The organism is Methylobacterium sp. 142-1Y (assembly GCF_057747795.1).
The window spans coordinates 3,273,158-3,292,223 of record NZ_CM173224.1 but is presented as its reverse complement, the minus strand read 5'-3'; the positions used below and the strand labels follow the sequence as shown (position 1 = coordinate 3,292,223).

At 69.7% G+C, this 19,066-nt stretch carries 19 protein-coding genes and 1 tRNA gene; 6 read left to right on the top strand and 14 right to left on the bottom strand.

Annotated features, from left to right (window positions below; translation table 11 throughout):
* Positions 1-163: 163 nt before the first annotated feature.
* The 3 genes from AC3AOF_RS14965 (at position 164) to AC3AOF_RS14955 (ending at position 1,688) form a co-directional block, all read left to right on the top strand.
* Positions 164-736, top strand: a complete 573-nt coding sequence (locus AC3AOF_RS14965; RefSeq protein WP_488345754.1) for a helix-turn-helix domain-containing protein — start codon at positions 164-166, stop codon at positions 734-736.
* Entirely contained in the window at positions 712-1,239 is a 528-nt protein-coding gene (locus tag AC3AOF_RS14960; RefSeq protein ID WP_236990881.1) for an IS630 family transposase, read from the top strand. Before AC3AOF_RS14965 ends, AC3AOF_RS14960 begins: the two co-directional genes overlap by 25 nt.
* A gap of 215 nt (positions 1,240-1,454) precedes the next feature.
* Positions 1,455-1,688, top strand: a complete 234-nt coding sequence (locus AC3AOF_RS14955; protein ID WP_488345753.1) for a hypothetical protein — start codon at positions 1,455-1,457, stop codon at positions 1,686-1,688.
* Positions 1,689-1,700: 12 nt separating this feature from the next.
* Here the strand turns inward: AC3AOF_RS14955 and AC3AOF_RS14950 are convergent, their stop codons facing one another.
* From AC3AOF_RS14950 to AC3AOF_RS14930, 5 genes are all read right to left on the bottom strand, one after another.
* Positions 1,701-2,327 (bottom strand): hypothetical protein, encoded by a 627-nt coding sequence (locus tag AC3AOF_RS14950; RefSeq protein WP_488345752.1) that lies wholly within the window; start codon positions 2,325-2,327, stop codon positions 1,701-1,703.
* Positions 2,320-2,886, bottom strand: coding sequence for a DUF6538 domain-containing protein (locus AC3AOF_RS14945; protein ID WP_488345751.1), 567 nt, complete (start codon positions 2,884-2,886; stop codon positions 2,320-2,322). The genes AC3AOF_RS14950 and AC3AOF_RS14945 overlap by 8 nt, the downstream gene beginning before the upstream one ends.
* Positions 2,887-2,971: 85 nt before the next feature.
* Positions 2,972-3,061, bottom strand: a tRNA-Ser gene (locus tag AC3AOF_RS14940).
* 89 nt (positions 3,062-3,150) lie between these two features.
* The gene (locus AC3AOF_RS14935) at positions 3,151-3,495 is read right to left on the bottom strand and encodes a hypothetical protein (RefSeq protein WP_236990068.1); all 345 of its coding nucleotides are present in this window, start codon (positions 3,493-3,495) and stop codon (positions 3,151-3,153) included.
* A gap of 307 nt (positions 3,496-3,802) precedes the next feature.
* The gene (locus AC3AOF_RS14930) at positions 3,803-4,324 is read right to left on the bottom strand and encodes a cupin domain-containing protein (protein ID WP_236990069.1); all 522 of its coding nucleotides are present in this window, start codon (positions 4,322-4,324) and stop codon (positions 3,803-3,805) included.
* Between the two features lie 588 nt (positions 4,325-4,912).
* On the opposite strand from AC3AOF_RS14930, the gene AC3AOF_RS14925 reads away from it, so the two are divergent.
* Positions 4,913-5,110, top strand: a complete 198-nt coding sequence (locus AC3AOF_RS14925) for a hypothetical protein (RefSeq protein WP_236990070.1) — start codon at positions 4,913-4,915, stop codon at positions 5,108-5,110.
* Between the two features lie 64 nt (positions 5,111-5,174).
* Here the strand turns inward: AC3AOF_RS14925 and AC3AOF_RS14920 are convergent, their stop codons facing one another.
* Positions 5,175-6,809 carry an ABC1 kinase family protein gene (locus AC3AOF_RS14920; RefSeq protein ID WP_236990071.1) on the bottom strand — a complete coding sequence of 545 codons (1,635 nt, stop codon included), beginning with the start codon at positions 6,807-6,809 and terminating at the stop codon, positions 5,175-5,177.
* A 405-nt stretch (positions 6,810-7,214) separates the two neighbouring features.
* The gene (locus AC3AOF_RS14915; protein ID WP_488345750.1) at positions 7,215-8,579 is read right to left on the bottom strand and encodes a hypothetical protein; all 1,365 of its coding nucleotides are present in this window, start codon (positions 8,577-8,579) and stop codon (positions 7,215-7,217) included.
* A 373-nt stretch (positions 8,580-8,952) separates the two neighbouring features.
* Between AC3AOF_RS14915 and AC3AOF_RS14910 the strand changes: the two genes are divergently transcribed.
* Positions 8,953-10,989: a transglycosylase domain-containing protein gene (locus tag AC3AOF_RS14910; RefSeq protein WP_488345749.1), complete on the top strand. Its 2,037-nt coding sequence runs from the start codon at positions 8,953-8,955 to the stop codon at positions 10,987-10,989.
* A 462-nt stretch (positions 10,990-11,451) separates the two neighbouring features.
* On the opposite strand, the gene AC3AOF_RS14905 is transcribed toward AC3AOF_RS14910, so the two are convergent.
* The 6 genes from AC3AOF_RS14905 to AC3AOF_RS14880 all read right to left on the bottom strand — a co-directional run bounded on the left by AC3AOF_RS14905 (position 11,452) and on the right by AC3AOF_RS14880 (position 16,869).
* The gene (locus AC3AOF_RS14905) at positions 11,452-12,174 is read right to left on the bottom strand and encodes an ABC transporter ATP-binding protein (RefSeq protein WP_236990074.1); all 723 of its coding nucleotides are present in this window, start codon (positions 12,172-12,174) and stop codon (positions 11,452-11,454) included.
* Positions 12,171-12,965, bottom strand: a complete 795-nt coding sequence (locus AC3AOF_RS14900; RefSeq protein WP_236990075.1) for an ABC transporter ATP-binding protein — start codon at positions 12,963-12,965, stop codon at positions 12,171-12,173. The genes AC3AOF_RS14905 and AC3AOF_RS14900 overlap by 4 nt, the downstream gene beginning before the upstream one ends.
* 5 nt (positions 12,966-12,970) lie before the next feature.
* Positions 12,971-13,810: a branched-chain amino acid ABC transporter permease gene (locus AC3AOF_RS14895; protein ID WP_488345748.1), complete on the bottom strand. Its 840-nt coding sequence runs from the start codon at positions 13,808-13,810 to the stop codon at positions 12,971-12,973.
* Between the two features lie 5 nt (positions 13,811-13,815).
* Positions 13,816-14,697: a branched-chain amino acid ABC transporter permease gene (locus AC3AOF_RS14890; RefSeq protein ID WP_488345747.1), complete on the bottom strand. Its 882-nt coding sequence runs from the start codon at positions 14,695-14,697 to the stop codon at positions 13,816-13,818.
* Positions 14,698-15,011: 314 nt separating this feature from the next.
* Positions 15,012-16,166 (bottom strand): ABC transporter substrate-binding protein, encoded by a 1,155-nt coding sequence (locus AC3AOF_RS14885; RefSeq protein ID WP_488345746.1) that lies wholly within the window; start codon positions 16,164-16,166, stop codon positions 15,012-15,014.
* Between the two features lie 214 nt (positions 16,167-16,380).
* Positions 16,381-16,869, bottom strand: coding sequence for an META domain-containing protein (locus AC3AOF_RS14880; protein WP_236992783.1), 489 nt, complete (start codon positions 16,867-16,869; stop codon positions 16,381-16,383).
* A 264-nt stretch (positions 16,870-17,133) separates the two neighbouring features.
* Here AC3AOF_RS14880 and AC3AOF_RS14875 point away from each other — a divergent pair, with 264 nt between their 5' ends.
* Complete coding sequence (locus AC3AOF_RS14875; RefSeq protein ID WP_236990079.1) at positions 17,134-17,427, top strand: helix-turn-helix domain-containing protein; 294 nt, start codon at positions 17,134-17,136, stop codon at positions 17,425-17,427.
* 395 nt (positions 17,428-17,822) lie between these two features.
* On the opposite strand, the gene AC3AOF_RS14870 is transcribed toward AC3AOF_RS14875, so the two are convergent.
* Positions 17,823-19,043: an NAD(P)/FAD-dependent oxidoreductase gene (locus tag AC3AOF_RS14870; protein ID WP_488345745.1), complete on the bottom strand. Its 1,221-nt coding sequence runs from the start codon at positions 19,041-19,043 to the stop codon at positions 17,823-17,825.
* Positions 19,044-19,066 lie beyond the last annotated feature (23 nt).

Sequence of the window (19,066 nt, the reverse complement as noted above, 5' to 3'; positions counted from 1 at the left end):
GGACCACTCGGCCTCGAACACGCACGAACGTACTGCATCAGGCTGCCCCGAATTCGTAAGCCCCGGGGTCATACGATTTCCGTATGATTCGATCAGCTTAGCTGTGAACTGACGGGTGTGCTGGCGCATTTGTTGGGCATGCTGTTTGTCGAAGGAGGCGGCGATGGCTGGCCCGGTGGCCCACCTGAGCGTGTCGGAGTTGGCGGAGCGCTTCACGGCCTGCCGTGACGCGCGCACCGCCCGCCAGACCCAGGCGATCTGGCTTCTGGCCAAGGGCCACAGTTTCGCAGAAGCCGCCGCGGCGACCGCCTTCAGCGAACGCTGGGTGCGCCGTTTGTGCGAGCGCTACAACGCTGAGGGGGTCGAGGCGCTGGGTGATCGGCGCCGCCACAACGGGGCCGCGGCCAGCCTCCTGACGCCAGATGTCCTCGAGCGATTGCGTCAGCGCCTGGCCGAGCCGCCGCCGGACGGGGGCGTGTGGACGAGCCGCACGGTGGCGGACGTCCTGGCCCAGGACCTGGGGCGCGAGCAGGTGGCGGTGCAGCGCGGCTGGGAGGCGCTCAAGGCGCTGGGCTGGTCGCTGCAACGGCCGCGCCCGCGCAACCCGCGCGCGGCCACGCCCGAGGCTGCGCAGGCTTTTAAAAAAAGTTGGCGCAGGCCGTCGATGAGGAGGAGGCCCGTGAGCCGCGCCTGCCGGTCGTCGTCTACGCGATGGACGAGCACCGCCTCGGCCTGAAGCCGGTCACGCGACGGGTCTGGGCGCCGGCGGGAGAGCGGCCGGTGGCGCTGGGCCAGCATCGCTTCAAGTGGCTGCACGTCACCGCCTTCGTGGCGCCGGCCATGGGCGAGACGGTGTGGTACCTCTCCAACGGCCTGTCCAAGCCGTTCTTCGAGCGACTCTTGGCCGACTTCGCGCGCGAGGTCGGAGCCGGCACGCGCTGCCGGGCGGTGGTGATGCTCGACAATGCCGGCTGGCACACGCAGCCCAATCTAAGCGTGCCCGAGGGTGTGCGGCTCGTCTACCTGCCGCCCTATACGCCCGAACTACAGCCGGCCGAGACGTTGTGGCCGCTGGTCGATGAGCCGGTGGTCAATCGGTACATCGCCAACCTGGATGAGTTGGAACGCGTGGTCGAGCAGCGGTGCGCGACCTTAAGCGAGCAGCCCGGCCTCATCAGCTCACGCACAAGCTTCCACTGGCTGCCCAAAACCGCAAAGCCAAAGCCCAAGCTGGCCTAATCAACCGGAAAGCGTATCAAATCGAGCAGCTTGCGTCCTCCGAAGCGTGCGCGGTCCATCGCATTGGCGGCCTCCATCAACTGCCGGCGCACTTCGACCCAGTTGCACGGATCTCGCGCCAGCGCCGATTCCTCCTCGCGCCGGAGGCGAGCCAAGGTCTCGGCGGCGGCTCGCTCCTGCGCCGCCCGGTCGGCGGCGCGCCGAGCTGCGTCGCGTTGCTGTTGCGCTACCGCCTCCGCCGCCTGCCGCTCGGCTTGCACCCGGGCCCCAGCCTGCCGTTCTGCCTCGATCCGCGCGGCCCGCTCGCGCTCGGCCGCTGCCGCATCATCACGCTCACGGTTCTGACGTTGCAGGCCCGCTATTTCTTCTTCTTGCTGCTGGGCTCGCGCCTCCCGAGCCGGACGGTCCCGCTCCCAGGCTTCGGCTTCGGCCAGTCGGACTGCCCGTAGCCGTGCGCCGATCTACGCTCGTGCCGCCGCAACCTGCGCGGCTTCGGCGGGGGCGAGCTTCAGCCCTGCCGCGAATGCATCGACGGCTTTGAGCTTGCCAGCGATGTCGTCGGCAGAGGTTAAGTTCTCGGCTTCGGCGGCCCGGCTCAGAATGCCGGCAAGCCGTGCTGCGCCAGCAGCCTCCTCCTGCTGCGCCTGCCGGATCGCAGCGGCATTCCCCGCCTCCTGTTGCGAGACGATGACGCGCATCCAGCTCTCGTCGGCTTCGACCGGCGAGCCGAACTTCTTGCCGCAAGCCAGCACGCGGTTCTCGAAGGCGCGCCAGACCTCGTAGCGCCCTGCCGCCAGCGGCACCGAAAACGGTGCGGAAGTCGAGGCATCAGACGGCCCGCCGCGCGTCCACGCGTTGACCGTCGCCTCACTGAAGCGGTCGCAAGACAGGGTCTCGAAGGCGCGCGTGTAGTCCGGCTCGCCTGGACGGGGACGAGATCCGTTCTGCCGGCCCATCGGCTCGCCGAACCGGTTCACGTAACCGGTGTAGGTCTTCAGGGTCGCGATGCTCGTCTCGATCGCGGCTTCCCAATCGCGCAGTGTCATATCCTGACGGAAGCCCGGGAGCGTGCGCTTGCAGTCAAGCAAGAAGGCTCGATAGCGGCCGTACTCGGCGTCGCCCCACTGCCCCGACCGCCTTGGCGAGGGTGCGACGACCGTCCTTATCGACGACCAGTCCCTTCGCTTCAATGAGCTGATCGGCCTGCTCGTAGCAGAGCACTTCCATCCCGTCCTCGCCGCGGTCGGCGTACTCGCCGTGGAGGACCTGATGAATCAGGTCCGGACGACCCCATAGGCCGGCCCTCCTGTTTCGCCACAGGCGCTCGAAAAGATCGGTCCGCCACGGGTTGCGACTTGGATTATCGCGGTGGAGGGCGACCCAGTCGCCCCAAACGGGGGAGGCGTGTTCGTGCGCTTCTCGCTCACTTAGTGCCGAAGGCCCAGCGGCAAGCTTGGCCCAACGCGCCTCGATTTCCCGAACCGCATCGGCAAACCGGGCGCGAGCCTCAACTGGATCCTTCGTGCGGAGGCTCAGCTTCTCGATGGAGCGGCCGACGAGCGACCGCAGCGAGACCGGGACGGCCTTCCGGACGTAGTAGATGCCGCTATCGGGGTGCTTCGAGGGACGTGCCATCGGCAGAGGCATATGTACCACCCGAATGTACCAGTCGGGCCGTACGAAACCGTTGCGAGACAGCAACTTACCGGAATGATTGAGCTTTTAGCAAGCCTGGCGGAGAGGGAGGGATTCGAACCCCCGATGGACTTGCGCCCATGCCGCATTTCGAGTGCGGTGCATTCAACCGCTCTGCCACCTCTCCGCGGGCGCCGTCGCCAGCGCAGGCGGGGCATTAGCATGGGTTCTCGCCGGACCACAAGCGGGGATCGGCGAGAAACCGAAATTTGGCCGTCAGGCGACGGAGCGGCTGCCCGCGAGGCTGATGCGGCGCTGGCCGGGGTGGCGGGCCTCGGCGCTGCGCGGCGCGGTGCGGGACTGGGCGAACAGCACCGCCCCGGCATGGCCGGCCACCCGCACCAGGTCGGTTTCGGTGCAGGCAGAGGCGACGCGCAGGCCGAGGGCGTGGAGGTGGCTCTTGCCGTACAGGTACGTCGCGAGGCGGGCGCGGGTCGCCGACGGGATGTCGGCGAGCACCGTCTCCACCACCTCCGTATCGCCGCGATAGAGCGTGCCGAGCACGTCGAGCGAAACCGGGCAGTCGTCGGAGAAGGGCAGGCGGGCCTGCGGGGCGGGCATGGGGACCTCGGGATGATTGGGAGTTGCCCGCAGGGTCGCGCGGCGTGCTTAACAGAAGGTTAAGCACAGGCTGGAAATCCCCAACCTGCAAGTCGTCCCGAGACCTGATGCGCCGGGGCCACTGTCCTGCCGGGCGCCGTGCCCCCCCTGCCGCCGCGCCGATCCGTTGTCGCCGCAATGCAGAGGCGGCAGCGTCGGTCTGAAACCTGCGACATCGCCCCGCGGGAGACTGACGGGCCCTCGAAACCGATGGGACGGAACCCGGATTACTCTCCCGCGTTATCAAGCCCCTGCGCCGCGTGGGGTGTCACGGATGCTTGTGGATCGGGTCGACCCAGTAGACGGCTTCCGGCCGTTCGACCGGCTCGATGTCGGTGATGTTGACCACGACCGCCTCGTTGTCGGAGCGTACCAAGACGCATTCCAGCGCCTCGTCCGGCGACGCGTTGATCTCCTGGTGCGGCACGTAGGGCGGCACGTAGATGAAGTCGCCCGGTCCCGCCTCGGCGACGAATTCGAGCCGTTCGCCCCAGCGCATCCGGGCGCGGCCGCGCACCACGTAGATCACGCTCTCGAGCGCGCCGTGATGGTGCACGCCGGTCTTGGCGTCGGGCTCGATCGCCACGGTGCCGGCCCAGATCTTCTGCGCTCCGACCCGCGCGTGGTTGATCGCCGCCTGACGGAACATGCCGGGAGTCTGCGCGGTATTGGGGTCGAGCTTGTCGCCGGTGATCACCCGGACGCCGTCGTGCTTCCAGCGCGGCCCGTCGTGGGGGTGATCATGGGTATGCGAGTGATCATCGGCGTGGTCATGGGGGTCTACCGACATCGGCGGTCTCCGGTTCGTCCAGTCCTGCTTCGTTCAGGTCTGCATCCTGCGCCACGGGGCGACGGCACGCTAGACCGCTCCGTGTCCCTAGCGTTTGTTTTATAGAACGATCATCCGTCGTGCGCGAGGCAGTGGCGTAGAAAACAGCCGCGGCGCAGCGGTTCTGCTCCGGATGCGCTCGCCGGGAAAAGCTTCTTGTCTTTCAAACTGTTCCATAAAAAGAACATTCTCGTTGACAGCGGCGCCCGTTCGGCCGATCCTTTCCAGGCCTTCAGGGGTCGACGAAACGGACCCCTCGCCGCGGTGATTTGAGGCGATTGCGCCGCGAGACCAAACGCTAAAGCACCCGGGCGCCCGCGCGGCGCCTTTGGGCCAACCCGGAGATCTTCAGCGATGCTGCTGTGCCGCATGCTCTTTGCCGGCCGCCCCGTTCCGGCTTGCCCGATTCCGTGTCGCTGCGGCGGCCGCCGCGCCTGAGACGCGCGCCGTCCGCTGAGGGCCCCGAGACCGGCCCGACTCTTGCTAAGCTTATTCCTGAGACATTCTCGCGGCGCCCCGAGCGGCGGCCGCGGCCGGAGACATACGCCCATGCAGCCTGCCCGCATCGTCGAGGTCGGCGAGACCTCCGCCGGCATCGTCGTTCCCGAGACCGATGGCTTCCGGTTCTTCTCCGCCCATCCGGACTTCCACACCCTGGAAGGTCGGGTCTTCCGCAGCCCGCGCCACGCCACCCGCGCGGCCCAGGACCTGCACGCCCGCAAGCGCAGCCGCCGCCTCGCCGCCTGAGCGAAGCGCGTCACGTCGAACAGGGCAGGGGCCGTCCCGGCAGCGGGGCGGCCCCTGCCTCGTCTCAGCGGTTGCGGGCGAGCAGCAGGATCCAGCCGATCCCGATCGTCAGCACCAGGATGCCGATGGTGGCGAAGGCCGGGGTGCCGTGCTCCATCAGCCGCGGCGCGAGCTGGGTGGCGAAGGCCGCCACCACCAGGCCGACCGCGACCCGGGCGGCGGCGCGCTCGATCCCGCGGGTCAGCTTGTCCATGCCCTTGAGCTCGATCTCCACCGTGACGCGGCCCTGCTTGAGGCGCACCAGCATCAGGTGGATCAGCGTCGGCAGCTCGGAGGCCGCGCCGTAGAGCCCGGTCGCCAGGCCCTGGAACCGGCCCTTCAGGTCCTTGACCGAGAATTGCTGCCGCATGTGGCGGCTGACCGTCGGGCCGGCGGCCGCGAACAGGTCGAAGGCCGGGTCGAGCTGGCGCATCACGCCGTCGGCCGTGACCAGCCCCTTGAACAGGATCGCGAGATCGGTCGGCATCGCCAGATCGTTCTCGCGCGCCATGGTCATGAAGTCGGTCAGCACCAGGCCGAGATTGAGCGTCGCGCCGTTGTGGCGGGTGACGAAGGATTGCGAGGCCGCCTCGAGCTTGGTGAGATCCGGGTTGCTGGCGCCGGTCCAGTCGAGCAGGACCGCCATCAGCCCGTCGGCATCCTCCTGCAGCATCGCGCCGATCAGCATCAGGAGCTGCGAGCGGCGGCGCTGCGACAGCCGTCCAACGATGCCGAAATCGATGAAGGCGATCCGGTTGCCGGGCATCGCCAGCAGGTTGCCCGGATGCGGGTCGGCGTGGAAGAGGCCCTCGATCATCGCCATCTGCAGGAAGGCGTCGACGCCGCGCTGGGCCAGCACCTTGCGGTCGAGCCCGGCTTCCTCCAGGCGCTTGGTGTCCGTCGGCGGGATGCCGTGGATGAATTCCTGCACCAGCACCCGCTCGGAGGTGTATTCCCAATAGACCTTCGGGAACACGACGTCGTCGCGATCGGGGAAGAGCGCCGCCAGCATCTCGCAATTGCGGCCCTCGTTGGCGAGGTCGAGTTCCTCGCGCAGGCCGTTGGCGATGTGGCGCATCTGCTCGGTCGGCCGGTAGCGGGCCATCTCGGGCCACTCGGTCTCGACGATACGCGAGGCATGCGACAGGAGCCGCAAATCCGCCTCGATGATCTTCTGGAGCCCCGGGCGCCGGACCTTGACGATCACCTCCTCGCCGGTCTCGAGCTTGGCGCGATAGACCTGGGCGATCGACGCCGAGGCGATCGGGTTGGTGTCGAATTCCGAAAAGATCTCGGCCGGCGGGGCGCCGAGATCGGCCTCCAGCTGCGGCCGGATCACCTCCCAGGGCAGCGGCGCGACCTTGTCGTGCAGCTTGCCGAGTTCCTCGGTCCATTGCGGCGCCAGCAGGTCGGCACGGCTCGCCAGCACCTGGCCGAGCTTGATGAAGGTGGGCCCCAAGGCCTCGATCGCCCGGCGCAGGCGCTCGGGCTGCGACAGGCGGGTGAGGTCGACGGCGGGGGCGCTGCGCCAGGAGAGCCGCGGGATCGCCCGCAGACCGAGCCGGTCGACGACCTTGTTGACCCCGAAACCGATCAGGATGCCGGCGATTTCCTGGAGGCGCTGGCGGTCCCGCGCCGCGACGATGGCGGTTTTCAGCATCTGCGCGTCGACTCTGCTCGGCTGGCATGGGTGGGGGCGCCGGCGGGGGCGGGCCGGACGAATGGGGCGACGCGGGCGGGAGAGCCGCCCGGGCCGATGATGGGGATGGGCGCGCGCCTCGGCATCCTGGTCCTCCCGAACACGTCCGGCTCTTCACGCGACGCTCGCGGCCGCCTCCATGCGCGGTCAACCGGGCGGGACTGGGGCGGCCGGCGCGGGCTGTCCGGCGGTAGCGCATGACCCGGGTGAGCACAATCACATCGGCGCCCGGAGCCATCGAGGCCTGGGCGCTCCAATGCCGCAACACGCCGCCTCACGCTCCGTCCGCTCCCTTCCACGCGCGAAGGCCGGCCCCGGGGAGCCCCGGGACCGGCCTCGTTCCTCGTCGGACGATGGGATGCCGGATTACATCCGGCCGCCGGCTCCTGCGCCGCCGGACTGGCCGGCCTTGGCACCGCCCTCCTGCATCGACTTGCCATCCATCGACTTGCCACCCATGGACTTGCCGTCCATCGACGTGCCGCCCGGCTGGCCGCCGCGCCGGGTGCTGCCGGTGGTCTCCGGGCCGGTGCCGCGGCCGCCCATCTGGCGGTCGTTCGCCTGCCGCTCGTTTGCTTGGCGCTCGTTCATGCCGCGCTCGGACCCGTTGCGGCCGGGCTGGTTGCCGGCGGCCTGCTCGGGCTTGGTGCCGGTGCGCTCACCCATCTCGCGGCGGTCGTTGCCGTCCTTCTTCGTCTCGCCCCACGACAGGTCGCGGTTGCGCTCGCGGTCCATCCGGCCGTCGCGGCGCTCCTCGCTGCGGCTCAGGCGATCCTCGCGGCGCTCGCTGCGGACGTCCTCACGGCCGCGGACGCTGCCGGTGACGCTGGTCCGCTCGCTGACCGACAGGCGGCGATACTCGGGCGAGCCGACGAGGACGCGCCGGCCGGAGATCACGACGTAGCGGTCGGCGCCGGTGCGCTCGGACACGATCAGGCGACGATATTCCGGCGAGCCGTAGATCACCCGCTGGCCGCGGACCACGACGTACCGGCGCGGTCCGCTCTTCTCGCGGATGACGAGGCGGCGGTACTCGGGCGAGCCGACCCGCACCCGGCGGCCCTCGATCGTCACGAACTCGACCCGGCCGGGACGCACCCGCTGCTCGCGCCGCTCGACCACGACGAGGCGGCGATACTCCGGCGAGCCGTAGATCACCCGCTGACCGGCGATGGTCACATAGCGGCGGCCGCCGACCGTGGTGATCCGGTCCTCGCGCGCCTCGCTGCGGAAGCCGGCCCGGTGCTCGCGATGCTCGATGCGGTCGGCCCGGTCGCCGCGGCGATCCATCCGGCGGTCGCCGTCGCGGCGCTCGTCCATCGCCCGACGGGTGTCGCGGTCGCCTGCGCGGGTGGTCTCGGTACGGTCGCGGGTCCCGTCCTTGCGGTCCGCCGCACCGTCCTTGTTCATTGCGGACTCTTTGGCGGACTCTTTGCTTGCGCCCTGGCGGCTCTGCTCGGCGCGGGCCTGGCCCATCCCGGCCTTGCCGGCGTCACCCTTGCCTGTGTCGCCCTTGCCAGCGTCACCTTTGCCCATCTCGCCGCGGGCCTGCTGGCCGGCGCCCATCTGGCCGCCCTGCGCGCCGCCCGGCCCGGCCTTCGGGCCGGACTGGCTCATCTCGCCGCCACGACCCGCCGCACCGCTCGGGCTGGCACCCGGGCTCCCGGCGGTCTGCGCATAGGCCGAAGTGCTGAGCAGCAGCGCGGCCAGTCCAACTGTCAATCTGTTCATGGTCGGTCGCCTCCCTGCGCGCCGGGATTGGGTGCGGCGGCGCTTTGAAGATGCTTCAAAACGCCGACTTCGAAATATCGTTCCGGACTATTCGTCTGTCGTCTGACGTATCGTGCACTCGAACGGCCGAGCTTGCAAATGAAGACTTGCCGTCACGCTGCGCTGCACCGGGCGGACTGGGTCACGTCCCGGCGCCCCGCTCACGCGCGGGCATCACCGCGCGGAACTGTTTCCGCAGCGCCAACGTTGCTGCGACCGTAGCCGTTTTGTCTCTCGCGCCGACGGCGCGGGAGCGTCGGCACGGCATCGCAACGGGGGTCGAGCGGGCAGGATGGTGGCGGAGCCGATGTCGACGCAGCCCGGACGGGATTGGATGGACCTGTCCAGCCCGCCGCCGCAGGAGAGGACGGACATCCCCGATCCCTCCCGCGCCTCCGCCGCCCGCAGCGGCTTCGTCACGGGGCTGGCCTGGATCCGCACCGGCGCGGCGCGGGCCGGGAGCGCCGCCGCAGGGCATTTCCAGCCGGTCGTCTCGGCGGCCGCCGCGCCGCTGCGCCGGGTGGCGCCCGCCTGGCAGGGCGCGGCCAAGCGCGTCGGGTCCCATCCGTTCGCCTCCCGCGCGGCCGGCGCGGCGCGGCGGGCCGGGGCGCTGCCCTGGGGCCGCGCGCTGCTGCTCGCGGGCTTGGGCGTGGTCGGCCTCGCCGCCCTGTTCCTAGTCTGGTGTGCCGCGACGCTGCCGCCCCTGCGCGGGACGCTGCCGACGCCCCGCACCGTCACGGTGCAGGCGCAGGACGGCACGCCGATCGCCCGCCGCGACGTCGCACGGGGGCGGGCGCTCTCCCTGGCCTCGGTGTCGCCGGCCATGATCCAGGCCTTCCTGGCGGCGCAGGATCCGTGGTTCGAGGACGGGTACCGGCTCGATGCCGGAGGGATCGCCGCCGTGATCCGCCGCTCGTTCCGCGACACGATCAGCGACGGCCCCCGCTCCGGCGGCCCGCGCCTGACCCAGCGCCTGGTCCGCCGCGATCTGATCGGGGCGGTTCCCGGCGAGCCGCGCAGCCTCGCCGACCGGGTGCGGGAGGCGATGCTGGTCCTGTGGCTCTCCGCCCGGGAGAGCGACGCGCAGATCCTGGCCCGCGCCCTCGACCTCGCGCGCTTCGGCCCCGACCTCGTCGGGATCGATGCGGCGGCCCGGACCCTGTTCGGCAAGGAGCCGGCAACGCTCGGCACGGCCGAGGCAGCCTATCTCGCCGGCTCGACCCTCGCCCCCGCCCTGCAGCCCGACCGCGACGTGACGGAGATCCGCGCCCTCGGCCATGCCGTCCTCGACGGCATGGTGATGCGCGGCCGCTTGAGCGCGGCGGAGGCCACGGAGGCCGGGCGGGCGCTCGACGGCCTCAGTCCTGTCGGCACCACGCCGGTGATCCGCAGCGGCTTTCCCGATCTCGTCCTCTCCGGGGCGGCCGACCGCCTCGGCCCCGACGCACCGCGCGAGGCGGTGGTCCGCACCACCCTCGACCGCGACCTCCAGGCGATGGCCGAGAAGGCAGTCGACCGCCGCCTCGACGCCGCCGGTCGCGGCGGCACCCGGGCCGGCCTCCTGGTCCTCGGCCCCGATGGCGGCGTGCAGGCGGTCGTCGCCGGCGGCACCTCCCTCGCGGACACGCCGGCGGCTCGCCGTGCTGCGAGCGCCAGCCTGCGCCATCTCGGGCGCGACGGCCGCCCGGTCTATGACCGGCTCGTCGCCGGGCCGATGCCGGCGGCGGCGCGGCGCACGGCCCTGCTCGCACTGCTCGCCGGCCTCGCCCGCCCGCCGGAAGGAAGCGACGATCCGGCGAGTCGGGACGGTCTGTTCGTCGGCCCGGTCGGTGATCTCCTGGTCGGCACTTATCTGTCGGGGAGCGCGGCCGAGAACGGGGCCGGCGACGGGCCGGAGGCGCTGTTCCAGGATCTCGCCGCCCAGGTGGCGAAGGCCCGCCCGGTGCCCGTCGCCGAGGCGCGCGAGGGCGCCCGGGACAGCGCTCGGGAGACCGGCAGCACGGCCCGGGCCGCCCCCCGCCCGGCCTGGCAGAATCCCGGCGAGCGCCCGGCCGCGAGCCCATCCCTCCGTGGAGTGCCGCGGGTGATCGATACCGGCCGCCTGCGCCTGGATGGGCAATCCGTGCGCCTCGCCGGTGTGGAAGGGCAGGGCGGCGCGCTCGCCCGCGAGTTCCGTCAGTACCTGCGCCGGCGCGAGGTGACATGCCAGGCGGCCGGCGGGGCCGACCTCTACCGCTGCCGGGCCGGCGACCAGGACCTGTCCGAGGTGATTCTGTTCAACGGCGCCGGGCGGGCTGCGCCGGGCGCTCCGCCGGAACTGCAGGCGGCGGAGGCGAACGCGAAGGCGCGCAAGGCGGGGTTGTGGCAGTGAGGGCTACGGCATTTCCAGATCGCGTTGCAGCACGGTACCCAATAGTGGCCTGATACGGAATCCGGACGATCACTTCCGGATTCCGTATCATCAGCCCGCGCGGCGCCTGAGCGAAGCCGCTTTCCGCATCGCGAAGCGATCAACCGGAAAGCGTATGAAACCTGCCGACCATCGGCCTCTCCCACCCTCATCCTCATCCTGAGGTGTTGGTCGATCGAAGATCGACTGACCTCGAAGGAGGGCTCCAGATAGCTCCGCGATCCCTGGAGCCCTCCTTCGAGGCTCACTTCGTTCGAGTGCGATCTTCGATCGCCAGCGCCTCAGGATGAGGTCGTGGGTGGGAGGTGGCGGCCCTTCATGTGAACGGCCCTGTTGTGCACCGTGCGCTGCGCCCCCCGGGATGACGGAAAGGATTGCAAGTCCGTCACGCACGATCCGATGTCGGATCGGACGAAGTACCGCTCACACCCCCAGATACGCCGCCGTCACTTCGGGGTTGCGGGCGATCTCCGCCGCCTGGCCCTGCAGCCGGATGCGGCCGGTCTCCAGCACGTAGGCGTAATCGGCGACGGCGAGCGCCGCGCTGGCATTCTGCTCGACGAGCAGGATGGTGCGCCCCTCTGCCCGCAGGGAGGCGATGATGGAAAAAATCTCGTCGACGATCAGCGGGGCGAGGCCCATCGAGGGTTCGTCGAGAAGGAGCAGGACCGGCTCGGCCATGAGGGCGCGCCCCATCGCCAGCATCTGCTGCTCGCCGCCCGAGAGGTAGCCCGCCTGCTGGCGCAGGCGCTCGGCGAGCCGGGGAAAGCGCGTCTCGACGGCCGCTTGCCGCCGCGCCGCCTCCGGGCCCGGCACGTGGTAGGCGCCCAGCCGCAGGTTCTCGGCCACCGTCATGTTGGCGAAAACCTGGCGGCCCTCCGGCACCTGCACGATGCCGCGCCGGGCGATGCGGTGGGCCGCCTCGCCGGCGATGTCGACGGGAGCGTCGTCGCCGAACATCACCCGGCCGGACCTGGGCTTCATCAGGCCCGACAGGCTGCGCAGGATCGTGGTCTTGCCGGCGCCGTTCGAGCCGATCAGCGACACGATGCTGCCGCGCCGGACCGACAGGCCGATGCCGTGGACCACGTCGGCCCGGCCGTAGCCGAGGCGCAGGCCTTCGACCGCGAGAAGTTCAGCCGTCACTGCACCGCTCCCCGGCTCACGCTGACCTCGTGGCTGCCGGTGCCGAGATAGGCCTCGATCACCGCCGGATGGGCGCGCACCTCGGCCGGCGTGCCGTCGGCGATCCTGCGGCCGAAATTCAGGACCGTCAGGCGGTCGCACAGGCTCATCACCAGGGGCATGTCGTGCTCGACGAGCAGCAGGGTCAGGCCGCGCTCGTCGCGCAGCCGCCGCAGGAGGCCGAGGAGCGCATGGGTCTCGGCCGGGTTCATGCCGGCGGCGGGCTCGTCGAGGAGGACGAGGCGCGGCTCGCAGGCGAGCGCCCGGGCGATCTCGAGCCGGCGCTGGTCGCCGTAGGGAAGGTCGCCGGCGCGGGTGTCGGCGGCGTCCGCGAGGCCGACGAAGGCCAGGAGATCGCGGGCCTTGGCCTTGGCCTGGCGCTCCTCGGCCCGGAAACCGGGACCGCGCAAGACGATGCCCCAGGTCGAGGTGAGCCGGGTGTGCAGGCCGGTCATCACGTTCTCCAGCACCGTCATCTCGGAGAAGATGCGGATGTTCTGGAACGTGCGGGCAAGCCCGAGCGCGGTACGCCGGTAGGGCGCCAGCCCGTCGAGCGGCTGGTCGCCGAGGCGCACGCTGCCGGCACTGGGGGCCAGCACGCCCGAGACGAGGTTGAACAGGGTGGTCTTGCCGGCGCCGTTCGGGCCGATCAGGCCATGGACGGTGCCGGGCTGGACGACGAAGTCGACCGAATCGACCGCGACGAGGCCCTGGAAGCGGCGGGTGAGACCCTGGACGGTAAGCAGTGCCATGGTCGTCAGCCGGTCCGGGCGATGCGCCAGGGCAGGATGCCCCGCGGCATGAACAGGACGGCGAGCACGATGATCAGGCCGTTCACCATCAGGCGGAAATCGGCGAGCGGCCGCAGCACCTCCGGCAGCAGGGTCAGGATGGTCGAGCCGAGCACCGGTGCCAGCGGCGAGCCGATGCCGCCGAGGAGCGCGTAGCTCAGGATCGTCACCGCGGCCTCGAAGCCGTACTCGTTCGGGCCGATGAACGACGAGACATGGGCCGAGAGGCAGCCCGCCACCCCGGCCATGGCCGACGACACGACGAGGGCCACGAGCCGATAGCGCGGCAGGTTCACCCCCATCACGCCGGCCGCGGCCTCGTCCTCGCGCATCGCCTCCATGGCGCGGCCGACGCGGGAGCGCGCCACCAGCGTCAGGCCGATCAGCAGCACCGCCAGGGTGCCGTAGATCGCCGGCACGCCGCCGCGCTCCGGGATGCTGGAGAGGCCGAGCGCGCCGCCGGCATAATCCCAGTTCAGGAATACGATGCGGGTGATCTCGCCGAGCCCAATCGTCGCGATGGCGAGATAGACGCCGGTGAGCCGGAGCGTCGGCCCGCCGACGACCAGCGCCAGCAGGGCCGGTACGGCGGCCGAGGCCAGCATCGACACGGCGAAGGGCGTGCCGAACTTCACCGAGAGAAGGGCGCCGGTATAAGCGCCGACACCCATGAAGGCGGCCTGGCCGAGGGAGAGCTGGCCCACCGCCAGCACCACGTAGACCGACAGGGCCAGGATGCCGTTCACCCCGATCCCATGGATCAGGCTCTGGTAGGTCCAGTAGAAGTCGTCGAGGGCGTCCCACATGGTCTTCAGGCCCGCTTGGCGGCGGCGCGGCCGAACAGGCCGAGCGGACGGAACCACAGGGTGGCGACGAGGAGCGCGAAGGCGATCATGTCCTTGAGGGTCGAGGAGAGGTAGGCGGCGGTGAGCACCTCGGCGAGGCCGAGCAGCAGACCGGCCAGCAGCGCGCCGCGCAGGTCGCCGAGACCGCCGACGATGATGACCGCGAAGCCCCGCAGCATCATGTGCTCGCCCATGAAGGGCTGGATGGCGTTGAAGTTGAGCCCGACGAGCACCCCCGCCGCGCCGCCGATGGCGCCGGACAGGAACGACACCACCCGCAGCATCAGGGCGCCGTTGATGCCCATGAGCGCCGCGGCGTCCGGGTTCTCGGCCACCGCCCGGATGGCGAGCCCGATCCGCGAGCCGCGCACCAAAGCCAGCAGCGCCAGCATTAGGACGATCGCCGCGGCGAGGATCAGGATCTGCGTGGTCCCGACCCGCACGTCGCCGAGGCTGTAGGCGCCGCCCGAAAACACTTCCGCCGGAAAGCGCCGGATCTCGGTGCCGAGCGCCGCCGCCATGCCGGCATAGAGGAACAGCGTGGCCCCCAGCGTCACCATCAGCGAGGCGAGCTCGGGCGCCTTCGCCTTGCGCAGGCGGGTGAGGAGCAGCGTGTCGAGGAGGACCGCGATCAGGCCGGCGACCAGCGCGCCGACCGGCAGCGCCGCCCAGATCGGCAGGCCGAGCGCTTGCGTGCTCCAGAGCGCCGCGAAGGCCCCCAGCGCGAAGTACACCCCGTAGGTGAGGTTGATGACGCCCATCACCCCGAACATCAGCGTGAAGCCGATGGCGAAGAGGGCGTAGGTCGCGCCGAGCACGACGCCGTTGACGAGCTGCTGCTCAAGCATGGGGGCTGAAGAATTTCGGTAGGGCGCCCGGCGCCCGCTGCGGCCCGGCCTCAGGGCCGAACAGGATGATGGGGATGCGACGTGGCCGATAATGTGCGGCGGGTCAATCGGTGGGGGTTGCCGGAGCTATTTCAGAAAAGGGTACCTTCCCCTCCCCAGGCGATCCCGGGCTTGCCCGGTATCGCTGCAAGTTGCGGGGAGGGGTTAGGAGTGGGGGTTGGTGCAGGGGGCACCGATGAGCTTTACGCGGCACCTCCCCCACCCCCGGCCCCTCCCCACAAGGGGGAGGGGAGGTGCATCACGTCCAGACGTCGCTACTGCAACAGCTGGAATTTGCCGCCCTTCATCACCAGCACCACCACGCCGGAGGTATCCGCCGGGTCGCGGGTCTCGGAGAAAGCGAACGGGCCCATCACGCCGGTGTACTTCACCTTGATCAGCGCATCCTTGATTTTTTCCGAATCGGGCGCGCCGGCCGCATCGATCGCCTTGGCGACGATGTGCAGGGTATCGAAGGCCTGGGCCGCGAACTGGTCGGGCAGGTCGCCGCCGTACTTGTCCTTGAAGGCGTTGACGAAGGCCTGGTTGGCGGCGTCCGGCTTGCCGATGAACCACGGGCTGCCGACCAGCGTGCCGTCCGCGGCCTTGCCGGCGATGTCGCCGAGCTTGGGCGAGTTCAGGCCGTTGCCGCCGATGAAGAACACCTTGTCGGGGATGCCGAGCTGGCGCGCCTGCAACTCGATGCCCGAGGCCGCCTCGACCAGCGCCGACAACACGATCGCGTCCGGGTTCAGCGCCTTGATCTTGGTGAGCTGGGCGGAAAAGTCCGAATCCTTCGCGCCGAAGGTCTCGGTCGTCAGGGTCTCGATGCCGAGTTTTTCCAGCGACGCCTTCATCACGTCGTAGGCCGACTTGGTGAAGGCGTCGTCGTTGCCGTACATCACGGCGACGCGCTTGATGCCGAACTTGTCCTTGGCGGTCTTGAGCGTGACCGGGATGACGTCGGATTCCGGCAGCGAGGTGCGGAAGACGTAAGGGCCGATCGCCGTGATGCCGTTGGCGGTGGTCGAGGTGCCGACGATCGGCACCTTGCGCTCGTTGGCGACGGGGCCGGCGGCGAACATCTCGTTCGACAGGGTGGGGCCGAGGATCAGCGGAACCTTGTCACGGCCGATGAGCTTGCGGGCGGCGTTGAGCGCCTGCTCCTTGGCGCCGGCCGAATCCTCGTAGACGAGGGCGAGCGGGCGGCCGCCGAGCACGCCGCCGGCCTTGTTGATGTCGGCGAGCGCGAGGTCGAAGCCGCGCTGGATCGCGATCCCGTAGCGGCTGTTCGGCCCGGTCAGGATCTCGATCGCACCGAGCTTCACCGGCGTCTTGTCCTGCGCCTGCGCGCCGGCCAGGTTTCCTCCCAGCAGGCTGCCGCCCAGCAACGCCGCCGCCAGCAGCACCCTCCTCGACATCGACCGCATCCGGGTTCCTCCTCGCAATCCGCTCTTCTCGTTGGGCCGCGCGGCGGCGCGGGCGGGGGCCCGGACCGTCGCGCTGGACGAGAGAGCGCCTTAAAGCACTGGAGCGCGGCGGTAAATCGTTTCTCCCGGTCGCGCACATACGCGAACGGCCCCGCCGAGGGGCGGGGCCGTCCTGGCATGCTGCGAAAGGATGATGACGAGGGCGCGCAAGCCTTCAGAGTGCGCGGTCGAAGCGCAACTCGCCGGCCTGGCTCTTGATCACCAGCTGCGAGCCGACGATGTCCCATTGGCCCGAGGTGCGCAAAGCGGTGAAGAACTGCATCTCCGAGGCACCGACCGCCTTGTCGCAGTTGCGCTTGGTCAGCGCCAGCGGACCGACCGCCAGGTGCTGCTCCTTGAGCGGGAAGGCGGTCGCCGCAAAGGTGTTGCAGCCGCCGAAGCCGCGGGCGCGGTACTGCTTGTCGATGATGAAGCTCGGCCGCTCGACCCCGGCGAAGGGTTTGCCGTTGAGGCTCACCGCCGTCCAGGTCGAATCGAGCGGGAAGATCTTTTCCTGGGCCTTCATCGGCGGGATGTATTGCGGCGCGTTGGCCTTGTCCCGGTTCTTCTGGCCGTAGCCCAGCATGTTCTGCGCCGAAGCCTGCGTCGCCGACGCCAACAGCGCGACGGCACCGGCGGCCAGCGCAACCTGCATCGCCTTCATCGCATTCCCCATTCGTCTTGTCGTGTTGCGGCGGACCGTAGAGAGGGCACCCCGCGCCCGCAACCCTGGCGGCAGGCGTGGACGCCCCGCATCGGCATCTTGCCGACGACTGTTGCAAATATGCGGCGAGCTTGGCCGTAATATGGCAGGACTCGCGAAAGCTTGTCGGTGTGGCAACGAAAGCGGGGCCTCGCCGTTAGCCAGGATGGCGCGGCGACGGCCGCGGCGTGGATCAGGCACCCAGAGCAAGGGGGACGAGCGTCAGTGAACGGTGCAGACGACATCACGGCGGCGCAGCTGCGCCGGGCACGGGAGCTGCTGGGCTGGTCCGAGGACGATCTGGCCCTGCGCGCCAACGTCGATGCGGAGAGCATCCGCCAGTTCGAGGCCGGCCGCTACCCGCCCTCCGCCGAGCAGCGGGGTGCGATCCGGGGCGCCGTCGTCGCCGCGGGGGTGGAACTAACCGACGGGGCGTATCCGGACGCCCGGCTGCGTGCGGACGATGCACCGGACAAGGGGATCCACCCGAGCGAACTCACCACCGAGAACGATCGCTGAGAGGCTTGAGCACTTGCTGCGATAATTACGGAGAAATTTATTGCTAGAATATTTTATTGCATAAAGAAATATTTAAACGTAGCCTGGCGCACCGATTAGACGCGCCAGGCTACAAACTTGTTATTTTATAAAAACAAGAATATATTTTGACGACCGCGTAAGCTAATGCATGCGACATTGCGATTCGCCTGCCATCGATAAATTTTCAGCGGACTGATTATTATGAATAGCAATTTATTTAATGTATATATCAAGAACTCAAAATTGAATATTATAGTTACCATAGATAATAAGGACATCCAAGCCAAGACCTACGCTCTGTAAATAAATTATATCCATTGATACCAGCCAAAATCTGAATTTAACTAACGGACAAACTTATACGCTAACAAATTTCATGAGAGCGCTAGCGCCTTGATATCGAAGCCGGGATCCGCCGCCTGGTCGGGCATCGGGCTCCGTCCCGCCTGGAGCAGGCGGCGGGCGATCATGTGATCGGCCGGACGGTTGAGCGATTCGACCCCGGCGAGGCGCCCGCCCCGGTAGCAGAACACCGAGACGCCCCCTTGTTCGGGGTCGCCCCGGCGCACGGCGAGGTCGTGCGGCTGGCACAGGCCGGCGATCTGCAGCTTGAGCGGCCCCTGGTCGCTCCAGAACCACGGCACCGCCGTGAAGGCGGCGGGCCGGCCGGTGAGGCGCGTGGCGACGCAGCGGGCGCCGTCGACGGCGTTCTGAACCGATTCGATCCGCACCCGGGCGCCGTCGGCGTGGACTGAGGGGAAGCTGGCGCAGTCGCCGATCGCCGAGATCGCCGGATCCGCGGTCGCCAGCATCGCGTCGACGGCGATCCCGTTCTCGACCCTCAAGGCCGCCGCCTTCGCCAGATCGTCGTTGGGCAGCACGCCGATGCCGACGAGGACGAGATCTGCCGCGACCTCGCGCCCATCCGCCAGCGCCACCGCGCGGACGCGGTCCGGCCCGACCAGCCCGGCAACCGCGCTGCCGAACAGGAAGCGCGTGCCGGACGCGACATGCGAGGCCTCGATCAGCGCCGCCATGGTGGACGAGACCGAGCGGCCGAGGGGACGGTCCAGCCCCTCGATCACCGTGATGGAAATCCCTTTCTGGGCGCAGATCGCCGCGAATTCGAGCCCGATGAACCCGGCTCCCACCACCGCGACCGCGCGAGCCCCGGCGAGCGCCGCCTTGAGGGCATCGGCCTCGGCAAGCGTGCGCAGCTGGTAGACGCCGGCCAGACCGGCGCCGGGCACCGGCAGCGGCCGGTTGCGCGAGCCGGTCGCGAGGACGAGGTGGTCGTAAGCGAGTGCCTCTCCGGAGGCGAGGCGCAGGCGTCGCGCCGCCCGGTCGATCGCGACCGCCCGCTCGCCCGCGCGCACGATCAGGCGGTGCGCGGCGAAATAGGCCTCCGGTCGCAAGGACAGGCCCGGCGCATCGGTCTTGCCGAGCATGTAGGCCTTCGACAGGGGCGGCCGACCGTAGGGCAGGCCCGGCTCCTCGCCGACGAGGGTCACCGGGCCGGCATAGCCGCTCTCCCGCAGGGAGGCCCCGAGCTGAAAGCCGGCCTGACCGGCGCCGACCACCACGATTCCGTTCATCGTCAGGACATACCCTGGAAGCC